Origin of the sequence: Conexibacter woesei DSM 14684 (assembly GCF_000025265.1) — a bacterium.
In the GTDB taxonomy this organism is placed as follows: Bacteria; Actinomycetota; Thermoleophilia; order Solirubrobacterales; family Solirubrobacteraceae; genus Conexibacter; species Conexibacter woesei.
The window spans coordinates 2,282,100-2,301,455 of sequence record NC_013739.1 but is presented as its reverse complement, the minus strand read 5'-3'; the positions used below and the strand labels follow the sequence as shown (position 1 = coordinate 2,301,455).

18 protein-coding genes are annotated in these 19,356 nt (G+C 73.2%); 8 read left to right on the top strand and 10 right to left on the bottom strand.

Translation table 11 applies throughout. The features are described from left to right. The first annotated feature begins 14 nt into the window (after positions 1 to 14). Positions 15 to 1,319 (top strand): phenylacetate--CoA ligase PaaK, encoded by a 1,305-nt coding sequence (paaK, locus tag CWOE_RS10915; protein ID WP_012933665.1) that lies wholly within the window; start codon positions 15 to 17, stop codon positions 1,317 to 1,319. Between the two features lie 6 nt (positions 1,320 to 1,325). On the opposite strand, the gene CWOE_RS10910 is transcribed toward paaK, so the two are convergent. Together CWOE_RS10910 and CWOE_RS10905 are read right to left on the bottom strand one after the other, a co-directional pair. Beyond that, positions 1,326 to 2,093, bottom strand: coding sequence for an enoyl-CoA hydratase-related protein (locus CWOE_RS10910; protein ID WP_012933664.1), 768 nt, complete (start codon positions 2,091 to 2,093; stop codon positions 1,326 to 1,328). Next, entirely contained in the window at positions 2,078 to 2,878 is an 801-nt protein-coding gene (locus tag CWOE_RS10905) for an enoyl-CoA hydratase-related protein (RefSeq protein ID WP_012933663.1), read from the bottom strand. Before CWOE_RS10905 ends, CWOE_RS10910 begins: the two co-directional genes overlap by 16 nt. Positions 2,879 to 3,018: 140 nt before the next feature. On the opposite strand from CWOE_RS10905, the gene CWOE_RS10900 reads away from it, so the two are divergent. Further along, complete coding sequence (locus CWOE_RS10900; RefSeq protein ID WP_012933662.1) at positions 3,019 to 3,552, top strand: Lrp/AsnC family transcriptional regulator; 534 nt, start codon at positions 3,019 to 3,021, stop codon at positions 3,550 to 3,552. On the opposite strand, the gene CWOE_RS10895 is transcribed toward CWOE_RS10900, so the two are convergent. The 8 genes from CWOE_RS10895 to CWOE_RS10860 are packed head-to-tail and all read right to left on the bottom strand — an operon-like array spanning position 3,547 to position 11,783. Further along, positions 3,547 to 4,593, bottom strand: a complete 1,047-nt coding sequence (locus CWOE_RS10895; protein WP_012933661.1) for a MaoC family dehydratase — start codon at positions 4,591 to 4,593, stop codon at positions 3,547 to 3,549. The two genes, CWOE_RS10900 and CWOE_RS10895, sit on opposite strands and share 6 nt — an antisense overlap. Next, on the bottom strand, positions 4,590 to 5,450 hold the full coding sequence (locus tag CWOE_RS10890) for an HpcH/HpaI aldolase/citrate lyase family protein (RefSeq protein WP_012933660.1): 861 nt from the start codon (positions 5,448 to 5,450) through the stop codon (positions 4,590 to 4,592). Before CWOE_RS10890 ends, CWOE_RS10895 begins: the two co-directional genes overlap by 4 nt. Further along, positions 5,447 to 6,604, bottom strand: a complete 1,158-nt coding sequence (locus CWOE_RS10885) for a CaiB/BaiF CoA transferase family protein (RefSeq protein ID WP_012933659.1) — start codon at positions 6,602 to 6,604, stop codon at positions 5,447 to 5,449. Before CWOE_RS10885 ends, CWOE_RS10890 begins: the two co-directional genes overlap by 4 nt. Before the next feature lie 3 nt (positions 6,605 to 6,607). Continuing rightward, positions 6,608 to 7,507, bottom strand: a complete 900-nt coding sequence (locus CWOE_RS10880) for an urea carboxylase-associated family protein (RefSeq protein ID WP_012933658.1) — start codon at positions 7,505 to 7,507, stop codon at positions 6,608 to 6,610. 32 nt (positions 7,508 to 7,539) lie between these two features. After that, the gene (locus tag CWOE_RS10875) at positions 7,540 to 8,754 is read right to left on the bottom strand and encodes an aminopeptidase (protein WP_012933657.1); all 1,215 of its coding nucleotides are present in this window, start codon (positions 8,752 to 8,754) and stop codon (positions 7,540 to 7,542) included. Beyond that, positions 8,751 to 9,203: a VOC family protein gene (locus CWOE_RS10870; RefSeq protein ID WP_012933656.1), complete on the bottom strand. Its 453-nt coding sequence runs from the start codon at positions 9,201 to 9,203 to the stop codon at positions 8,751 to 8,753. The genes CWOE_RS10875 and CWOE_RS10870 overlap by 4 nt, the downstream gene beginning before the upstream one ends. Beyond that, positions 9,200 to 10,627, bottom strand: a complete 1,428-nt coding sequence (locus tag CWOE_RS10865) for a diaminopimelate decarboxylase family protein (RefSeq protein ID WP_012933655.1) — start codon at positions 10,625 to 10,627, stop codon at positions 9,200 to 9,202. Before CWOE_RS10865 ends, CWOE_RS10870 begins: the two co-directional genes overlap by 4 nt. Positions 10,628 to 10,670: 43 nt before the next feature. Beyond that, positions 10,671 to 11,783 (bottom strand): phosphotriesterase family protein, encoded by a 1,113-nt coding sequence (locus CWOE_RS10860; protein ID WP_012933654.1) that lies wholly within the window; start codon positions 11,781 to 11,783, stop codon positions 10,671 to 10,673. A gap of 142 nt (positions 11,784 to 11,925) precedes the next feature. Here CWOE_RS10860 and CWOE_RS10855 point away from each other — a divergent pair, with 142 nt between their 5' ends. From CWOE_RS10855 to CWOE_RS10830, 6 genes are read left to right on the top strand one after another with little or no spacing between them, the layout of a single operon-like run. After that, positions 11,926 to 13,590 (top strand): ABC transporter substrate-binding protein, encoded by a 1,665-nt coding sequence (locus CWOE_RS10855; protein ID WP_012933653.1) that lies wholly within the window; start codon positions 11,926 to 11,928, stop codon positions 13,588 to 13,590. Beyond that, the gene (locus tag CWOE_RS10850) at positions 13,587 to 14,564 is read left to right on the top strand and encodes an ABC transporter permease (RefSeq protein ID WP_012933652.1); all 978 of its coding nucleotides are present in this window, start codon (positions 13,587 to 13,589) and stop codon (positions 14,562 to 14,564) included. The genes CWOE_RS10855 and CWOE_RS10850 overlap by 4 nt, the downstream gene beginning before the upstream one ends. A 1-nt stretch (position 14,565) precedes the next feature. After that, positions 14,566 to 15,519 carry an ABC transporter permease gene (locus CWOE_RS10845; protein WP_012933651.1) on the top strand — a complete coding sequence of 318 codons (954 nt, stop codon included), beginning with the start codon at positions 14,566 to 14,568 and terminating at the stop codon, positions 15,517 to 15,519. Then, the gene (locus CWOE_RS10840) at positions 15,516 to 16,556 is read left to right on the top strand and encodes an ABC transporter ATP-binding protein (RefSeq protein ID WP_012933650.1); all 1,041 of its coding nucleotides are present in this window, start codon (positions 15,516 to 15,518) and stop codon (positions 16,554 to 16,556) included. The genes CWOE_RS10845 and CWOE_RS10840 overlap by 4 nt, the downstream gene beginning before the upstream one ends. Further along, positions 16,553 to 17,683, top strand: a complete 1,131-nt coding sequence (locus tag CWOE_RS10835; RefSeq protein WP_012933649.1) for an ABC transporter ATP-binding protein — start codon at positions 16,553 to 16,555, stop codon at positions 17,681 to 17,683. The genes CWOE_RS10840 and CWOE_RS10835 overlap by 4 nt, the downstream gene beginning before the upstream one ends. Then, positions 17,680 to 19,314: an FAD-dependent oxidoreductase gene (locus CWOE_RS10830; RefSeq protein ID WP_012933648.1), complete on the top strand. Its 1,635-nt coding sequence runs from the start codon at positions 17,680 to 17,682 to the stop codon at positions 19,312 to 19,314. Before CWOE_RS10835 ends, CWOE_RS10830 begins: the two co-directional genes overlap by 4 nt. Positions 19,315 to 19,356: the final 42 nt, after the last annotated feature.

The following is a 19,356-nucleotide window of genomic DNA, read 5'->3' as shown; positions in this document are numbered from 1 at the left end:
GGTGATCGATCCCCGTGAAGACTGACGGCCAGCTCCGCGCCGACGAGGTCTACGAGCCGATCGAGCGCGCGTCGCGCGACGAGATCTCGACGCTGCAGCTCGACCGCCTGCGGTGGTCGCTGAGGCACGCCTACGACAACGTGCCGCACTACCGCGAGGCGTTCGACGCCGCCGGCGTCCACCCCGCCGACGTGCACGAGCTGGGCGACCTCGCGCGCTTCCCCTTCACGAGCAAGGACGTCCTGCGCGACCACTACCCGTTCGGGATGCTCGCCGTCCCGCGTGAGCGGATCTCGCGCGTGCACGCGTCGAGCGGCACGACCGGCAAGCCGACCGTCGTCGGCTACACCGCCGCCGATCTCGACATGTGGACCGGCGTCGTCGCGCGCTGCCTCCACGCCGCCGGCGTGCGCGCGGGCGACCGCGTCCACGTCGCCTACGGCTACGGGCTCTTCACTGGCGGCCTCGGCGCCCACTACGGCGCGGAGCGGCTCGGCTGCGCGGTGATCCCGATCTCCGGCGGGATGACCGAGCGTCAGGTCCAGCTGATCGCGGACTTCGAGCCCGACGCGATCCTCGCGACGCCGTCGTACACGCTGACGATCGTCGACGAGATGGAGCGCCAGGGGATCGACCCGCGCGCCAGCTCGCTGCGGATCGGCGTCTTCGGCGCCGAGCCGTGGACGGAGGCGATGCGCCGCGAGATGGAGGAGCGCGTCGGCATCGACGCCGTCGACATCTACGGCCTCTCCGAGGTGATCGGCCCCGGCGTCGCGCAGGAGTGCGTCGAGACGAAGGACGGGCTGCACGTGTGGGAGGACCACTTCTATCCCGAGGTGGTCGACCCCGAGACGGGCGCGGTGCTGCCCGACGGCAGCGTCGGCGAGCTGGTCTTCACGTCGCTGACCAAGGAGGCGATGCCGGTCGTGCGCTACCGCACGCGCGACCTCACGCGGCTGCTGCCCGGGACGGCGCGCTCGATGCGCCGCATCGAGAAGGTCACGGGCCGCAGCGACGACATGATGATCGTGCGCGGCGTCAACGTCTTCCCCACGCAGCTGGAGGAGCTGATCCTCGAGCAGACGCGGCTCTCGCCGCACTTCTGCTGCGTGCTGACGCGCGCCGACCGGCTCGACGCGCTGGAGCTGCGCGTCGAGGCGCGCGGTGCCGCCGCCGACGCCGACGCCGTCGCGGCAGGACTGGCGCTGCGCAAGCGCATCAAGGACCGGATCGGCGTCAGCGCGACCGTCACGCTGCACGATGCCGACACGCTCGAGCGCTCCGCCGGCAAGGCGAAGCGCGTCGTCGACCTGCGCTGAGGCCGCTCAGCCGCCGCGCTTCGCCGCCGAGCGATCGAGGAACGCGTCGAGCGCCGCGGCGTACTCCGGCGTCGAGCCGGCGTACCCCTGCAGCTGCGCCTCCAGCTCCAGCTGCTCGTCGAGCGTCGTGTGCAGCGCCTGCTGCATCAGGCGCTTCGTCAGGCCGACCGCGGCGCCCGTCATGGCGGCCAGCGCCTGGGCGCGCTCGCCGGCGTGCTCCAGCAGCGCGTCCGGCACGAGCACCTCGCTCACGAGTCCCAGCGCGCGGGCCTCCTCGGCGCCGAGGTGCCTCCCGGAGGTCATCCACTCGAACGCCTTGGCGTACCCGAGCACGTGCACGAGGTGGTAGGAGGCGCCCGCGTCCGGGATCAGGCCGATGTTCGCGAACGCCGGCACGAACTTCGCGTGCTCGGACGCGACGCGGATGTCGCAGGCGGCGGCGAGCGAGAGGCCGGCGCCGGCGCAGACGCCGTTGACGGCCGCGATCACGGGCTTCTCCAGCGCTCGCAGCGCGCGGATCGTCGGGTTGTAGAGCGTCCGCAGGCGCACGTCGTTCCCGCCGCCGCCGTCGGCGCGCACCTCGCCGAGATCCTGGCCGACGCAGAAGCCGCGCCCGTTGCCCGTCAGGATCACGGCGCGCACCTCCGGCGAACGTGCCTGCTTCACGGCCGCCGCCAGCTCGACGTGCAGCTCGCGCGTGCACGCGTTCAGCTGGTCCGGGCGATCGAGCGCGATCGTCAGGACCGGCCCCTCGTGGCTCACTTCGACTGCCATTGCGGCTCCCGCTTGTCGACGAATGCGGACAGGCCCTCGCGCGCGTCGTCGGACGCGAACGCGAGGTACAGCATCTTGCGCTCGAGGTCGAGGCCGCTGCTCAGGCTCGTCTCTGCGGCGGCGTCGACCGCGTCGACGGCGAGCCGCTGGGCGATCGGCGCGCGCCGCGCGATCTCCTCGCCGAGCAGGATCGCCTCGGTCAGCCATGCCTCGCGTGCGACGACGCGCGCGACGAGGCCGGCGCGCTCCGCCTCGCGCGCACCGAGCGTGCGGCCGGTGAGGACCATGTCCATCGCCTTCGCCTTGCCGATCGCGCGCGTGAGCCGCTGCGTGCCGCCAGCGCCGGGGATGATCCCGACGCCCGTCTCCGGCTGCCCGAAGACCGCGCTCTCGGAGGCGACGACCAGGTCGCACGCCATCGCCAGCTCGCAGCCGCCGCCGAGGCAGAAGCCCGACACGGCGGCGACCAGCGGCGTCGCGACGCGGCGGATCGCGTCCCACTGCTCGACCCGCCCGCTGAAGGCGAACTGCATCGCCGTCGTCTGCGCCATCTGCGCGATGTCGGCGCCGGCGGCGAAGGCGCGCTCGGAGCCGCCGAGCACGATGCAGCGGACCTCGGGGTCGGCATCGAGCGCCTGGAGGTCCGTGACGACAGCGCGCATCAGGCCGTCGGAGAGCGCGTTGAGCTGGCGCGGGCGGTTCAGCAGCACGACACCGACGGCGCCGTGTCGCTCGCGCCGCGTGAGCGGCTCGGGAGGCGCAGCGGGCGCCGGATGGGAGGTCACGGAGAGCTTCTCCTCGCATGCAGACGTTACGACCGAACGGTCGGTAGCTTAGGTCGGGGCGATCGCCATGTCAACGCATCGCCGACCGCCCCGGCGCGCGGCGACTCGGCGGCGGCCGGCGCCGTGACAGAATGCGGCGCATGCCGACGAAGCCGTTCAAGCGGCAGGCCTCGTTGCAGCTCGACGAGATCGACCGCGCGATCATCAGCGAGCTGCAGGACGACGGCCGCCGCACCTACGGGCGGATCGGGAAGGCGGTGGGGCTCAGCGAGCCGGCCGTCCGCCAACGCGTCGCGCGGCTGATCGAGGCGGACGCCATCCGCATCGCCGCGACGGTCAACCCAGACGCGCTCGGGATCAGGCTGCGAGCGACGGTCTGCCTGCGCTGCGACGGTGACCTCGAGCGCATCTGCGAGCAGCTCTCGGCGATCGAGGAGGTCGACTTCCTGATCGTCACGGCGGGCAGCTTCGACGTGATGGCGCAGGTGCAGTGCAGCGACGATCGGCACCTCTACCGGCTGCTGAACGAGGACGTGCGCAAGATCGACGGCGTGCGCGAGACCGAGACGTTCATCTATCTCGACATCGTCAAGGCCGACTACGCGTGGCCGCCCGGCTCCGGACGCCGTCCGTCGCTGGAGCCGCCGAGTCCGAGACGGCGCAGACGCTCATGAGGCGTACCCGGCGGCGCGATACGGCGCCGCCGTCCCGCTGCGGTTGACGAGCAGGTGGCGGCGGAAGCGCAGCACCGGCTCGCCGTGCTGGTCGAACGCGTGCGTCGCGACGACGAGCACGCCCTCGCGCGGCCGTGAGCGCGACGGGCGCGCGTCGAGGATCTGCGATTCGGCGCGCAGCGTGTCGCCGGCGTGGACCGGTCGCGGCAGCTCCACGTCGTACCAGCCGAGGTTCGCGACGACGCGCGCGAACGTGCGCGTCGAGGTCGTCGCGGCGACGGCGAGCACGTAGGTCGGCGGGACCTCGTAGCGGCGCTCGCCGTCGAGCTCGTGCCAGCGGGGCGAGTGGTCGAGCGAGCGGCGGGCGTGCTCGACGGCGTCCTCCAACAGCACGGTGCGGCGGGGCGCGTGGACGAACGTCTCGCCCGGCCGGCAGTCCTCGAAGAAGAGGCCGAAGCGCTCGACGAGGACGTCGCCGTCGCGCGCGTAGGCGGCGAAGCGGGGCTCCTCGGCGGGCGGGCCGGCGGCGTCGCCGGGCGGATCCGCCGCAGCACGGCCCGCGCGCGGCAGCGCGATGCGGTAGTGCAGGCGCGCCACCTCGTCGCCGTCGCCGTTGAGCCCGCGCGTCGCCAGCTCGACCGTGCCGCTGTCCGGGCCGTCGCCGTCGTCGAGCGCGAGCACCTCCGACTCGGCGTACAGCGTGTCGCCGCCGAAGACGGGCCGCGGCAGCTCGATCCGCTCGATCCCGAGCAGCGCCGTGCGACGACCGAACGTCTTCGCCGTCATCCCGAGCACCCGCCCGACCGTCAGCGTGCTGACGACGAGCGGACGGGCGAACGGGGTGTGGGCGGCGTACGCGGCGTCGAAGTGGAGCATCGCCGAGTTGAGCGTGTCGAGCGCCTCGTCGCTGTTGTCCTGCTGGGAGACGGTGACGCCGGGCCGGTGGCGGAAGCGCTGGCCGACGACGAGGTCCTCGAAGTCGAGCCCGTAGCGCTCCACGTAGCGGTCGCGGCCGGCGCGGCGGTAGGCGAACAGGCTCACGGGGCACCCTCCGCGCGCGCCAGCACACGCGCCGCCCGGCGCAGCGTCGCGCGGTCGACCATCGTGCCGCGGTGGCGCGCCGCGCCGGCGTCCTGTGCCGTGGCGAGCATCGCGCGCGCGTCCGCGATCGACGCTTCGCTCGGCGCGAATCCGGCGCGGATCGTGGCGACCTGACGCGGGTGGATCGCGATCTTGCCGTCGAAGCCCAGTGCCGCGGCGCGGCGGCAGTCGGCCGTGAGCGCGGCGGTCGCGTCCAGCTCCAGCACGGGCGCGTCGAACGCCGCGACGGCGGCGGCCGCCGCGCACCAGACGACGCGCGCGCGGGCCGCCAGCAGCGGCTCCCACGCCAGCTCGGCGCCCAGCTCGGCCGCGAGGTCGACGCCGCCGAAGCCGAGCGCGGCGACCTGCTCGCAGGCGGCGGCGATCTCGGCGGCGCGCTCCAGGCCAGCGCCCGACTCGACGCTGCAGACCAGCTCGCCCGACCAGTCGAGTGCCGCGGCGCACAGCTGCACCTCGGCCGCCGACTCGACCTTCGCCAGCACGAGGAAGTCCGGCCGCGCCGGCGCGTCGAGCAGCGCCGCGAGGTCGCGCACCCCGTCGGCCGTGGCCGGCGAGCTGACGCGCAGCCCGAGCAGCGGCGGGCGGCGGCCGGCGGCGACGGCCGGGTCACTGCCCTGCCGCGCCAGCCGTTCGAGCGTCGCCAGCGCCTGCTCGCGCGCCGCCTCCTTGCACGCCGCCGCGACGCCGTCCTCGAGGTCGAGCACGATCGCCTCGGCGCCGGACGCGAGCGCCCGCTCGACGCGGTCCGGCCGGTCGCCGGGCACGAACAGCAGCGCGCGCGCATGGGCGAGGCTCATGGCGCGGCCGGCAGTCCGTCGAGCAGCTCGGCGGTGTGCTCGCCAAGCGCCGGCGGCGCCGTCGACGGCCGTGTCGGGGCGTCGCCGCGGAACGGGCTGGCCAGCAGCCGGAGCCCGTTCGCCAGCGTCTCGACGCGGCCGTCGGCGTGCACGAACGGCTGCTCGAGCGCCTCGTCGAGCGCCAGCACCGGGGCCGCGGGCACGGCACCCGCGAAGCGCTCCATCCACGCTGCGGTCGTCTGCTCGAACAGCACGTCGTCGAGCAGCTCGGTCAGCTCGGCGCGGGCGGCGAGACGGTCTGGGAACGTCGCGAAGCGCGGCTCGCGCGCCCACTGCGGCCGATCGACCAGCTCGCACAGCGCCGGCCAGAACTTCTCCTTGTTGCACATCAGGTAGATCCAGCCGTCGGCGGTGCGATAGGTCTGGCACGGCGTCAGCGACGGATGCGCGGAGCGCGGCAGGCGCGTCGTGCGCGCCCCGGCGTTGAGGTACCAGTGCGCGACGTAGTTGAGGTCGAACAGCGCGACGTCGAACAGCGAGACGTCGACCTCGCCGCCGCGGCCGCCGGCGCGCGCCCGCACGATCGCGCTGACGGTCGCCAGCGCGAGCATCGCGCCGCCCATCAGGTCGACCATCGAGAGCCCCATCCGCGCGGGCACGCCGTCGGGGTCGCCGGTCAGGTCGAAGTAGCCCAGCTCGGCCTGCATCAGGAAGTCGTAGCCGGGCCGGCGCGCCCGCTCGCCGCCGCGGCCGTAGCCGGTCAGGTGCGCGCACACGAGGCGCGGGTTGACGTCCGCCAGCGCCGCGTAGGTCAGACCGAGGCGCGCCGGCACGTCGCCGCGCAGGTTGCTGACGAGCGCGTCCGCGTCACGTGCCAGATGGCGCAACGCGGCCTGTCCCTCGGGGGTGCCGAGGTCGAGCGCGACGCTCTTCTTGTTGCGGTTGAGGCCCTGGAAGAAGATGCTCTCGGTGCTCGGCGGCAGGTCGTCGCGGAAGTGCGGCCCGACGCTGCGCGAGACGTCGCCGCCCTGGGCCGGGTTCTCGACCTTGACGACCTCGGCGCCGAGATGGCCGAGCAGCTGGGTGCCGAACGGGCCCGCGCCGTACTGCTCGACGGCGAGCACCCGCACCCCTTCGAGATGATCGCTGCGCATCGCTCAGGCACCGCCGACCGGGACGGCCTCGTTGAGCGGAGGGCGGGCGGCCGGTCCGCGCAGGCCGTGGCGCAGCGCGCCGGCACCGCGGTAGGCGGCGCGCGGCGGCTGCGACCAGCCCTCCAGCAGCCGCGGATCGAGACGGAAGACGGTGACCCCGACCGGGTTGCAGTTCGGCTCGCCGCCGGAGCCCGGCCCCCACACCGGCAGCGCGAGGTCGCCGCCGGGGCAGGTCGAGGCGGCGACGAGCAGGTCGATCTCGGCGAACAGCTCGAAGTGGTCGCCGACGCGCGCCGGGCACGTCTTCATGAAGTAACGCTCGTCGTCGGGCATCAGGCCGGTGACCTGGAAGACGTTGATCACGTCGTGCACGTCGAACTCGGTCAGCCCCCACGGCGCGATGGCGCGCACGAGGTTCGAGTGGCAGTGCAGGTCGTACGCCGTGTGCGACAGGAGCTGGTTGACATAGGGGTCGCAGCGCGTGCCGAGCAGGTCGTGGCAGCCGGCGCCGTCGGCGTCGATCCCGTAGTCCAGCGTGTCCGCGACGATCGTCGCGAGTGGGCGCAGGAACGGCAGCGTCGACCACAGCCGGTCGCCGGCGGTCACGTGCGCGCCGTGGAACTGCCGCGTGCGCGCGGCCCAGAAGCGCTCGCGCGGGTCCGCGAGGCTCCAGACGTTGACGTCGAGCACCTGCGGCCCGTCGACGGTCGAGAAGCGGACCACGTGGCCGGCCGGGACCGCGAACGCGCGCCCGCTGCGGACCGGGATCACCTCCTCGTGCACGCGCGTGCGGGCGTCGTGGTCGCTCCCGATCGGCACGTACCGCGCCGGGTCGGCCGCCAGCGGGCTGCCCTCCCGCGCCACGTAGGAGGCCTGCGGGGACGGCTGGGATGCATTCGGCATGGGACTCCGTTCGTTCAAGTTCTCGGTCCGGCTCACAGCGCCCAGGCGCCGGCGCGCAGCAGCGGCACGCGCGCGCCGCCGGGCTCGACGCCGTCGACGTCGACCGCGGGGCCGCCGATCACGACGTCGAGGTGGATCGCCGAGCTGTTCTCGCGGCCGGCGTCCGCCGCCGCGACGGCGACGCTGTAGGCGGCGCCGAGCGCGACGTGGCTGGCGGCGTTCTCGTCCAGCAGGATCTCCAGGAAGACCGTCTCGAGCGCGCCGACGCGGCCGTCGCCGTCCACGAGCGCGACCTCGCCGAGACGCGCGGCGCCCTCGTCGCGCGCGACCTGCGCGCGCACCAGCTCGGCGCCCCGCTCGGCGTCGACGCGCACGGCGCGGCCGTCGCGGAACTCCAGCTCCAATCCCTCCACCGCGGTGCCGTCGAGCATGAGCGGCTTCGTCGCGCGCACGACGCCCTCGACCCGTGCCGGGTCGGGCGTCGCGTAGACCTCCTCGCTCGGCAGGTTCGGCAGGTGCGCGATCCCGTCGACGGTCTCGAACGCGACCGTCAGCCACGGCGAGCGCGGCAGCAGCCCGACGCGCAGGTCGGTGCCGGGACCGCTGAAGTGGACGGCGTCGAAGCGGCGTGCGGTCAGCCGCGTGCTGACCGCGGCGAGCTGCGCCTGGCGCTCACGCCAGGCGGCCGTCGGATCTGGCGCGTCGAGCCGCAGGACGTGGACGATCTGGTCGCACAGCCGAGCCCAGGCCGCGTCCGCGTCGAGCTCGGGGTGGACGAGCTGCGCCCACTCGCGCGTCGGGCACGGGACGACGGTCCAGTTCGTCGTGCACGCGTCGATCAGCTGACGGTCCTCCGGCAGGCGCGGCAGCCGGTCGCGGCCCGTGCGTCGCGGGTCGACGCCGTCGAGCAGGTCCGGTGCGACCGGGCCGGCGAGCGCGATCCGCGCGGCACGCGCCTCGCCGAGCGCCAGCACCCGCTCACCGAGCAGGGCGGGCAGCTCGTCGAGCGTCTGCTCGCCTGCGTGCAGCAGGCGGGCGCGTTTGACGTACGGGTCGAAGTACGTCGCGTCGACGTAGCTCGCGCCGTGCTGGTAGGCGCTCGCGGCGAGCGCGCGCGTCAGCGCCTCCTTGCCCGTCTCGGAGGCGATCTCGACGAGCTGGCCGTCCTGCACGTTGGCGGCGAAGCCGACGACGAGGTCGGCGTAGCGGGCGAGCGTCGCCGGGTCGTCGAAGGCGCTCACGCTCACGATGCCTCCTCTCCGCTCGCCGGCTGCACCAGCTCGACGACGCGGCCGTCCGGATCGGGCACGTAGACGAGCCGCGTGCCCGTCGACGCGCCGTCGCCCGCGACCGTCACGGGCTCCGCCGTCAGCGGTCTGAAGCCGGCCGTCGCGAGCCGTTCGAGCAGCCCGTCGAGATCGGCGACGCGCAGCGCGACGTGCGTCGCGCCGGCGGCCTCGACCCGCGGGGCCGTCCCGGCGGTGTGCGGGTCGCGGTACTCCAGCAGCTCCAGCACGCGGCCCTCGCCGGCGTCGAGGAAGGCGAACGCGAGCTTCGCGCCGGGGATCCCGGCGGCCGCGCCGACGCCCTCGCCGCGCTCCAGCAGCGGCATCCCGAGCAGCTCGCAGTAGAAGCGCAGCGAGCTGTCGAGGTCACGGCAGGTGAGGCCGGCGTGGTCGAGCAGCGGTGGGCTCATCGCGCCGCCTCCGCTGCGAGGTGGGCGGGCAGCGCGTCACGCCCCAGCACGTCGTCGACCGTCTCCGCGCGCCGCACGAGGTGGGCCTGCCCGCTGTCGACGAGCACGGTCGCGGGTCGCGGCAGGGCGTTGAAGTTGCTGGCCGACGTCTCCTGGTAGGCGCCGGTGCTGGCGAACGCGAGCACGTCGCCGCGCACGGGGGCCGGCACCGGCGCGTCGGACGCGAGCACGTCCCCCATGCAGGAGCGGCCGACGACGTCAGCAGTCAGCTCGCCGTCGCCCGCGACGCGGTCGAACGCGACGGGGAAGTCGTCCCACTCCTGCCCGACGCCGGGGAGGAAGTGCTGCGTCGTGTCGGTCTCGACCCAGGCGTGCGGGAACGGTCGCGTCTGGCGCTTGACGTTCAGCACGGTCGCGAGGTGGACGCCGACGGGGCCGAACAGCGAGCGGCCCGGCTCGACTTCGAGCTGGCGGCCGGCCGTGTCGATCCCGTGTCGCGCGAGCCCCGTGCGCAGGTGCTCGGCGATCGTCGAGGCGTACGCCTCGATCGGCGGCGGCGTGCGGTGCGCGAAGCTCGGATTGCGGCGGCCGAACGGGTCGCCGGGCGGCGCGAAGCCGCCGCCGACGTCGATCTGCCGCGGCGTCCAGCCGTCCCACAGCTCGGACAGCTCGGCGATCAGCGCGGCGTAGCGATCGGCGACGTGGCCGATCACGCCGAGGTCGGTCGTGTGGCGAGGGAAGTGCATGTGGACGCCGATCATCTCGATCTCGGGCGCGTCGAGGGAGCGGCCGATCCGCGCCATGTCGTCGAAGGGGACGCCCGGCTTGTAGCGGCCGTAGGCGTCCTTGATCCGCAGCACCGAGCCATCCGTCGCCGCGATCATCGCGTTGCCGTCCGACGGCGCGTCGAGCAGGATCTCCGGGCGCAGCCGCACGCGCAGCCGCGCCGGCCGGCCGAGAGCGCGCGCGGCGTCGCGCGCGATCTCGACCTCGTGCACGTCGTCGATCGTGATGCGCGCGCCGAGCGCGATCGCGCGCTCGATCGTCGGGCGGTCCTTCGCCGTGCCGTTGACGGAGATGCGGTCCGGGTCGGTGCCGGCCCGCACGGCGATCTCCAGCTCGGCACCGCCGTAGAGGTCGGCGCCGCAGCCCTCCTGCGCGAGCACGCGATGCAGTGCGACGACGGTGCTCGCCTTGACCGCGGGCAGCACGACGACCGGGCCCTCCGGCCAGGCGGCGGCGAAGGCCGCCTGAACGCGCCGCGCGCGGGCGCGCAGCGCCGGCTCCGAGACGACGAACAGCGGCGACCCGAAGCGCGCGACGAGCTCGTCGGCGCGCAGCCCCTCGATCGCCAGGCGCCCATCGACGCGCGTCAGCAGATCCGGCCGGCCGTCTTCTACGTATTGCGCAGTAGATATCGTCATTGTAGGACGAGAATAGTTGTAGATCTCAGAATTTGCAACGGTTTTAGTCAAAGAACGGGATCGCCAGCAGTCGTTGCGGCGTCACGACCGTCATCTGCTCCAGGTCCCAGTCCGACACCCCGGCCTCCCGCAGTCGCGGCAGCACGAACGCGCACAGGTGGCGGTAGCCGTGGCCGCCACCGCGCCGCGTCAGCATCGGCAGGAAGGTGTCGGTCCCGAGCACGAGCCGGTCGCCGTCCCCCTCGCGCACGAGCGACACGATGCCGGCCAGCCGCTTCCAGTCGCTCTCCTCCATCACGCCGGCCTCAGGACGCGACCAGGCGTGGCCGAAGCAGTCGAACGACAGCGTCACGCCCTGCGCGAGCAGCTCGCGGTGGTAGTCGAGCTGGAGCCGCCAGGCGGACGCGTCGTGCAGCAGCCGGCGCACGTCGGGCTCGGACAGGAACGCGTCGGCATGCGCGATCACGAGCCGCTCGGGGTCGAGCCCCGCCGCGCGCAGCAGCCGCACGATCCGGCGGCCGTCGCTGCCGACGCCGAAGCCGGGATGGACCGTCACGGCCGCGCCGGTCGCCTGCGACGCGGCGGCAGCCGCGACCAGCACGCGCCGCTCCGGCTCGTCCAGCCGGTCGACGCCGCACTTGATGTGGCCGGCGCGCACCGTCGTCCCGTCGATCCCCTCGCGCAGCTCGCGCACCATCAGCTCGGCGTGCTGCTCGACGGACCAGCTCAGCTGCTCGGCCGGCCAGAAATGCGAGACGTACCAGCCGGTCGACATGACGATCCGCACACCTGACGCGGCCGCGAGCGCGGCGACCCGCTCGGCGTCGCCGCGGATCCCGATCCCGCCGACGTCGACGAGCGCGCGGCCACCGGCGGCGGCGAAGTCCCTCAGCTCGGCGAGCATCAGCTCGTCGTCGTCGAGCGTGAGGTTCGCGCGCAGGGCGCTCGGCTCGTACTGCAACCGGCTGCGCTGCGCGAGCGAGAGCGGTTCGTGCCAGACGTCGCTCTCGAACGGCCCCGCGGGCCGCGCGCGCAGGTGCAGCCGCCGCAGCCCGTCGCCGTTCGAGAGCAGCACGTGCTCGTGCATCGCCGTCAGGCCCAGCGCCTCGGGCGCGACCGGGCCGCCGACCGTCTGTACGACGCGCGCCGCGCTCATCTGCACGCACTCCCCCCGGCCCGACCACCTGGTGCGACTAATAAGAATGTCATGAAGGAATCCTACGCCGATTTCCATTGCATATGTACGTTCTTGTCACTATATTCATCCGCGTCGGTCCCATCCGTAGGAGGAGAGAGTCTTGAAGAAGCCACGTCGCGCCGACGCCGGCGCGCGCTCGCTCGCGGCGATCGCCTGCGCTTGCGCCGCCGCACTCACGGCCTGCGGGTCGAGCGACAGCTCCGGCAGCGCGGACGACCGTTCGCGCACGCTGACGGCGTACTTCGCCGCCAGTCCCGACTTCGTCGACCCGGCGCTGACATACACGGCGCGCGGTTGGACGGCGCTGTGGACGACGTACACGCCGCTGCTCACCTACCGCCACGAGGCCGGCCTCGCCGGCACCGAGCTGATCCCCGGCCTGGCGGAGTCGCTGCCGCGCATCTCGCCCGACGGCAAGACATACAGACTGCGACTGCGAAGAGGCCTGCGCTACTCGGACGGAACGCCCGCGAGAGCGTCCGACTTCGAGCACGCCATCAAGCGCGTGCTCAACCTCGGCTCAGGCGGCAGCTGGGCCTACCTGCCGATCGCCGGTGCGCCCGAGTACCTGAAGGCGCGCAAGCCCGACGGCGACATCTCCGGCATCGAGACCGACGACGCCGGCGGCGCGATCACGATCCGCTTGACACGATCGGTCGGCTCGTTCGCGGACGCGCTCGCGCTGCCGTTCGCCGCGCTGGTGCCGAGCACGACGCCGTTCGAGAACGCGACCAGCGACCCGCCGCCCGGCATCGGCGCGTTCAAGGTCGCCTCGTCGGTTCCCAACCGCAGCTTGACGCTCGTGCGCGACAGATCGTTCCGCGGCCTGCCCGGCGTCCCGGTCGCGAAGCTCGACCGCGTCGAGGTGAAGGTCGTCACCAACCAGCACCGCCAGATCGAGGACGTGATCGACAACAAGGTCGACTGGGTCCAGAGCCCGCCGCCGCCGGACCAGATGACGCTCGTCGAGCAGCGTGCGAAGGGGCGGTTCGAGCCGTTCGTGCTCAACTCGCTCGCGTACGTCTTCCTCAACCACCGCGTCGCGCCGTTCGACGACGAACGCGTGCGCAAGGCGGTCGCGTACGCCGTCGACCGGCGCGCGGTCGTCCGCCTGTTCGGCGGCCTGCTGAGAACGACGTGCAACTTCCTGCCGCCGAACATGCAGGGCTACGAGCGGCTCGACCCCTGTCCATACGGCGACCCGGACGGCGCGCCCGACGTCGAGCGCGCGAAGGCGCTGATCAGGGAGGCCGGCGCCGACGGCGCCGCGGTCACCGTCTGGGGCAGCAACGACGCCGTCGCGGCGCCGGTCACGCAGTACCTCGCGGACGCGTTCAACGCGATCGGCCTCGACGCGACGCCGAAGCTCGTCGACGCCTCGACCTACCGCCAGACGGTTGGCAACGAGAAGACGCGTGCGCAGGCCGGCTTCGGCCAGGTCGTCTCGGACTTCCCACATCCCTCGAACCTGATGTCGCTCGTCACCGGCAACGGAATCCAGCCGACCAACAGCCTCAACTGGGGCAACGTCGACAACCCGCGGATCAACGCGCTCGCCGACCGCGCCGACGCGATGCCCGACCTCGCCAGAGCCGCGCCCGACTACGCGCAGATCGACCGGCTGCTGGTGGAGGACGCCGACCTCGTGCCGCTCGGCAACTTCGAGCTGGCGAAGCTGGTCTCCGAGCGCGTCGACTTCGACTCGTTCATCGACCATCCCGTGTTCTCCGGCGACCTCTCGCTGCTGACGTTCAGAGCGCCATGACGGGCTCCGCCATCGAACCGGGGCCGGGCCGCCACGCGTTGCGGCGGCTGCGGCGCAACCGCGTCGCGCTCGCCTTCGGTGCGCTGTTCCTCGCGCTCGTCGCCGTCTCGCTGTGCGCGCCGCTGTACGCCAGCAGGATCGCGCAGACGACGGCGGAGCGGAACCACATCGCCGACACGGTCATGGTCGACGGCAAGCGCACGAACGTCGTCGGGCTCGACGGCACGCCGCTCGGCCCGACGTGGTCCTCGCGCTTCATGCTCGGCGCCGACCGCAACGGCCGCGACGTGATGGTGCGGCTGCTCTACGGCGGCCGCACATCGCTGCTGGTCGCCTTCGGCGCCGCGCTCTTCACGCTCGTGCTGGCGACCGTCGTCGGGCTCGTCGCCGGCTACTTCGGCGGTTGGACCGATGCGCTCATCGCACGCTGCTTCGACGTCATGTGGGCGCTCCCCGTCGTGCTGCTGGGCGTCGCGCTCGGCGTCTCGCTCAACCTCGGCGGGATCGCGCTCGGGCCGCTGCGAATCGGCGCCGGGTCGCTGTGGATCCCGACGCTCGTGATCGGCGTCTCCTACGTCGTCTATCTCGGCCGCCCGATCCGCGGCCGCGTGCTGGCGCTGCGCGAGCAGGAGTTCGTCGAGGCGGCGCGCGCGCAGGGGCTCGGACCGTGGCGGATCATGGCCGGGGAGCTGCTGCCGAACCTCGTCACGACGCTGATCGTCTTCTTCCCGCTGCTGGTCGCCAACGCGGTGCTGCTGGAGGCGGGGCTGTCGTTCCTCGGGGCCGGCGTGCAGCCGCCGAACGCGTCGTGGGGCCGGATGATGGCCGAGGGCGTCGAGCTGCTCACGACCGCGCCCTGGCTGACGATCGCACCCGGGCTGATGCTCGTGCTGACGGTGCTCTCGCTCAACGTCTTCGGCGAAGGCGTGCGCGACGCGCTCGACCCGCGGGCGAAGATCCGCCTGGAGCACTGAGATGGCTCGCTTCCTGCTCCGCCGCGCGCTCGGAATGGCGTTGGTGATGTTCGCCGTCTCGGTGCTCGTGTTCGTGATCTTCCAGGTGATCCCCGCGGGCGACCCCGCGGTGCGGATGGCCGGCAAGAACGCGACGCCGCTGCAGGTCGAGCAGATCCGCGAGACCTGGCACTTCGACGCACCGCTGCCCGAGCAGTACCTGATCATGATGAGACAGGTCCTTTCGGGCAGCCTCGTCTCCTACACCGACCAGACGAACGTGCTCGAGGAGATCGGCAAGGGCCTGCCACGCACGCTGTCACTCGCGCTCGGCGCGGCGATCCTGTGGATCGTGCTGGGCGTCGCGCTCGGCCTCTACAGCGCCGTGCGGGCAGGGCGGATCAGCGATCGGCTGCTGACCGTGCTGGCGCTCGTCGGCGTCTCGATGCCGGTCTTCCTGCTCGGCGCGCTGATGAGCTACTTCCTCGGCTACAAGCTCGGCTGGTTCCCCAACGGCGGCTACAGCGAGATCGCAGCCGGTGGGATCGGCCAGTGGGCTTACCACCTCGTGCTGCCGTGGGTCGCGCTCGCGATCCTCTACGTCGGCGTCTACTCGCGCGTGCTGCGCTCCAGCGTGCTCGACACGATCGACGACGACTACGTTCGCACCGCGCGCGCCAAGGGCATCTCCGAGCGGCGCGTGCTGTTCGCCCACGTGCTGCGCAACGCGCTGATCCCGGTCATCACGCTGTGGGGCCTCGACCTCGGCGTGGTGATCGGCGGCGGCGCCGTGCTGACGGAGACGGTCTTCGATCTCCAGGGCGTCGGCCAGTACTTCGCGCAGGCGATCGGCCGCTTCGACGTCCCGCCGGTGCTCGCCGTGACGCTGCTGGGGGCGTTCCTGATCGTGTTCCTGAACACGCTCGTCGACGTCGTCTACGCGCTGCTCGACCCACGTGTGCGGGTGGTGTCATGAGCGTGCCGCTGTTGACGGTCGCAGACCTGCGGGTCGACTTCCACGGCGACGACGGCGTCGTGCACGCGGTCGCCGGCGTGTCGCTGACGCTCGCGGCGGGCGAGGTGCTCGCGCTCGTCGGCGAGTCCGGCGCGGGCAAGTCGGTGACGGCGATGGCGTTGCTGGGCCTGAACCGCTCGCCGAACGCGCGCTTCACGGGCAGCGCGACGTACCGCGGCCTCGAGCTGCTGTCGGCCTCTGAGAACCAGCTGCGAACGATCCGCGGGGCGGAGATCGCGTTCGTCTTCCAGGACCCGATGACGTCGCTCAACCCGGTGCAGCGGGTCGGGGACCAGGTCGCCGAGCAGATTCGCGCGCACGACCGTGCGATCGGTCGTGCCGCGGCGCGCGCGCGGGCGGTCGAGCTGATGGAGCGGGTCGGGATCCCGCGCGCGCAGGTGCGGGCGCGCGCCTACCCGCACGAGCTGTCGGGCGGGATGCGCCAGCGCGTGATGATCGCGCTGGCGCTCTCGTGCTCGCCGTCGATCCTGATCGCCGACGAGCCGACGACGGCGCTCGACGTGACAGTCCAGGCGCAGATCCTCGACGAGATCCGGCGCCTGCGGGCCGAGGCGGACACGGCGGTGATCCTCGTCACGCACGACCTCGGCGTCGTCGCCGACGTCGCGGACCGGGTCGCGATCATGTACGCGGGGCGGATCGTCGAGCAGGGGACGCTCGACGAGATCTTCTACGACCCCCAGCACCCGTACACGTGGGGGCTGCTCGGCTCGATCCCGCGGGTCGACCGCGACGCAGGTGCACGGCTGCCCTCGATCGCCGGCCTGCCACCGTCGCTGCTGGACCCGCCGCGCGGGTGCGCCTTCAGCGCGCGCTGCCCGCACGCGAGGAGCGCGTGCGACACCCTGCCGGCGCTGGAGGACCGCGGCGCCGGCCATGCCGACCGCTGCTGCCTCGACGTGGCGGACAAGCGGGCGCTGCGCGAGGTCGCGCCGGACGAGATCGGGCTCGCCTGCGTGACGGAGAAGGTCACGTGAGCGCCGCAGCCGCCGGGAACGCCGCGGCGCGGCCGGAGGTCGCGCGCGGAACCCCGCTGCTCGAGGTCGAGCACGTCACGCAGTGGTTCCCGGTCCGCTCCGGCGCGCTGAGCGGCCGGGCGTCCGGCCACGTGCGCGCGGTCGACGACGTCACGTTCGCGCTGCACGCGGGCGAGACGCTCGGGCTCGTCGGCGAGTCCGGCTGCGGCAAGACGACGCTGTCGCGCACGGTGCTGCGGCTGCTCGACCCGACGACGGGCCGGATCCGCTTCGACGGCGTCGACATCACGGACGCGAGCCGACGTGCGCTGCGGCCGCTGCGGCGCGAGCTGCAGCTCGTCTTCCAAGACCCGTTCGCGTCGCTCAACCCGCGCAAGCGGGTCGGTCAGATCCTCGCGACGCCGCTGCGGCTGCGCGGCGTGACGGGCGCTGAGGCGGGCCGCGAGACGCAGCGGCTGCTGGGCCGCGTCGGGCTGCGGCCCGAGCACGCCAACCGCTTCCCGCACGAGTTCTCGGGCGGTCAGCGCCAGCGGATCGGGATCGCGCGGGCGCTGGCGATGTCGCCGCGGCTGATCGTGCTCGACGAGCCGGTGTCCGCGCTCGACGTCTCGATCCAGGCGCAGATCGTCAACCTGCTCGTCGAGCTGCAGGAGGAGCTGGGGCTGACGTACATGTTCGTCGCGCACGACCTCTCCGTCGTGCGGCACGTCTCGGACCGCGTCGCGGTGATGTACCTCGGCAAGCTCGTCGAGCTGTCGCCGGCGCAGGAGCTGTACAGCAGGCCGATCCACCCGTACACGCGGGCGCTGCTGTCGGCGATCCCGATCCCCGACCCGCGCGTCAACCGCGCGCGCCGGCGATCCGTCGTGGAGGGCGAGCCGCCGAACCCGATCGACCCGCCGGCGGGCTGCCCGTTTCACCCGCGCTGTCCGGCGGCCAGCGATGTCTGCCGGACCGTGGTGCCCCCGCTGGTCGAGTATCCCGGCGGGCACCTCGCCGCCTGTCACCACCCGCTCGGGGTGACGGCGCATGAGCTTGCCGAGGCGACGATCTCGCCCGCCAGTCCGCGGGCGGCGGGAGAGCGGAAGCCGGCGGCGCCGGGGGCGTCACGTACGGTTGGTGTGTGATTGCCGATTCCGCCAGCCCGCGGCTGAGTCCCGAGCATGCGGCGCGCCTGCGCAGGTATGGGTCGCCCGAGACGCTCACCGCCGGGCAGCGGCTGTTCGGCCCGGGCGACGCCTCCTACGACCTGTTCCTCGTCGACGAGGGCGAGGTGCACGTCATCGCACCTGGGATCGGTGCTGCGCCCGAGGAGCCGATCGTCCGCTTCGGTCCCGACGAGATCGTCGGCGAGCTGAGCCTGCTGACCCGAGAGGCGCCGGTCTTGATCGGCCGTGTCGCGCGAGGCGGTCACGCGCATCGCGTGAGCGGGGACGGATTGCGCCGTCTCATGGTCGAGGATCCCGAGCTCTCCGACGTCCTCCTGCGCGCCTTCATCGCTCGGCGAGCGAGGCTCAGCGGGAGCGCCGCGCGGCGCACGACCACGATCGTCGGCCCTGAGCGGGCCAAGGGGACGCTTGCGCTGCGGACGTACGCGGCACGCCTCGCCCTCATGCACGAGTGGATCGACCCGGACTCGGTCCATGGCAGTGCGCTGCTCCGCGCGACTGGTCTCCGCCCCGAGGATCTCCCGGCCGTGATCCTCCCGATGGCGTTGCTCACGAATGCGACCCCGGGCGATCTCGCCCACGCGCTCGGGCTCGACGCGGCGGCGCAGCTGACGGAAACCGTGGACCTGGTCGTCGTCGGCGCAGGACCCGCGGGGCTCGCCGCCGCCGTATACGGCGCGTCGGAAGGGCTCGACACCGTCCTGCTCGATCGGCAGGGGCCCGGTGGCCAGGCGGCCGCAAGCGCGCGCATCGAGAACTACCTCGGGTTTCCCTCCGGGTTGAGCGGCGCGGACCTCACCGGCCGCGCCGCCGTCCAGGCGCTGAAGTTCGGTGCGCGCCTGTCGGCGCCGTGCACTGTCACGGCACTCGACCGCTCCGACCGCCGCCTGCACATGAGGCTGAGCGACGGCACGCAGATCGCGACTCGCGCGACGATCATCGCCACCGGCGCCCGTTATCGCACGCTCGACCTCGACCGCTGGGACGACTACGTCGGGGCCGGCATCTACTTCGCCGCGACCGAACTCGAGGCACGCGCCTGCGCGGGCGCGCCCGTCACCGTCGTCGGCGGCGCCAACTCCGCCGGCCAAGCCGCGCTGTTCCTGGCCTCGAAGGGATGTGCGGTCACGCTCGCGATCCGCGGCCCGGAGATCGGCAGGAGCATGTCGGCGTACCTGATCGACCGCATCCTCGCCGACGCGCGCATCGACGTTCGCACCAGCACCAAGGTCGCTGAGCTCCGCGGCGACGAGCGGCTGCGCGAGATCCGCCTCGGACGCGACGAGCCGCAGCCGTGTGCGGGGCTGTTCTGCTTCATCGGCGCGGCCCCCGAAACCGGCTGGCTCACCGGACTGGCGACCGACGACGACGGCTTCCTGCGGACTGACGCGCAGCTCAGCCCCGAGGATCTCGGCGACGCCTGGCAGGCACTGCGACGCCTGCCGCTGCCGTTCGAGTGCAGCGTCCCGGGCGTCTTCGCCGCGGGCGACGTCCGCTCCGGCTCGATGAAGCGCGTCGCGGCGGCGGTGGGCGAAGGCGCCAGCGCCGTGCGCTCGGTGCACGCCGCCATCGGCTCCGAGCCGCGCTGAATCAGGAGGGCGCGCCGCCGCCGGCACGACTGGGTAAACGGC

What these genes read in the sequence shown, in the direction of transcription:
- CWOE_RS10865 (WP_012933655.1), bottom strand. Translation starts at nt 10,627, where the DNA reads ATGACGATATCTACTGCGCAATACGTAGAAGACGGCCGGCCGGATCTG.
- CWOE_RS10845 (WP_012933651.1), top strand. Translation starts at nt 14,566, where the DNA reads ATGGCTCGCTTCCTGCTCCGCCGCGCGCTCGGAATGGCGTTGGTGATG.
- CWOE_RS10840 (WP_012933650.1), top strand. Translation starts at nt 15,516, where the DNA reads ATGAGCGTGCCGCTGTTGACGGTCGCAGACCTGCGGGTCGACTTCCAC.
- CWOE_RS10900 (WP_012933662.1), top strand. Translation starts at nt 3,019, where the DNA reads ATGCCGACGAAGCCGTTCAAGCGGCAGGCCTCGTTGCAGCTCGACGAG.
- CWOE_RS10910 (WP_012933664.1), bottom strand. Translation starts at nt 2,093, where the DNA reads ATGGCAGTCGAAGTGAGCCACGAGGGGCCGGTCCTGACGATCGCGCTC.
- CWOE_RS10880 (WP_012933658.1), bottom strand. Translation starts at nt 7,507, where the DNA reads ATGCCGAATGCATCCCAGCCGTCCCCGCAGGCCTCCTACGTGGCGCGG.
- CWOE_RS10870 (WP_012933656.1), bottom strand. Translation starts at nt 9,203, where the DNA reads ATGAGCCCACCGCTGCTCGACCACGCCGGCCTCACCTGCCGTGACCTC.
- CWOE_RS10860 (WP_012933654.1), bottom strand. Translation starts at nt 11,783, where the DNA reads ATGAGCGCGGCGCGCGTCGTACAGACGGTCGGCGGCCCGGTCGCGCCC.
- CWOE_RS10850 (WP_012933652.1), top strand. Translation starts at nt 13,587, where the DNA reads ATGACGGGCTCCGCCATCGAACCGGGGCCGGGCCGCCACGCGTTGCGG.
- CWOE_RS10890 (WP_012933660.1), bottom strand. Translation starts at nt 5,450, where the DNA reads ATGAGCCTCGCCCATGCGCGCGCGCTGCTGTTCGTGCCCGGCGACCGG.
- CWOE_RS10885 (WP_012933659.1), bottom strand. Translation starts at nt 6,604, where the DNA reads ATGCGCAGCGATCATCTCGAAGGGGTGCGGGTGCTCGCCGTCGAGCAG.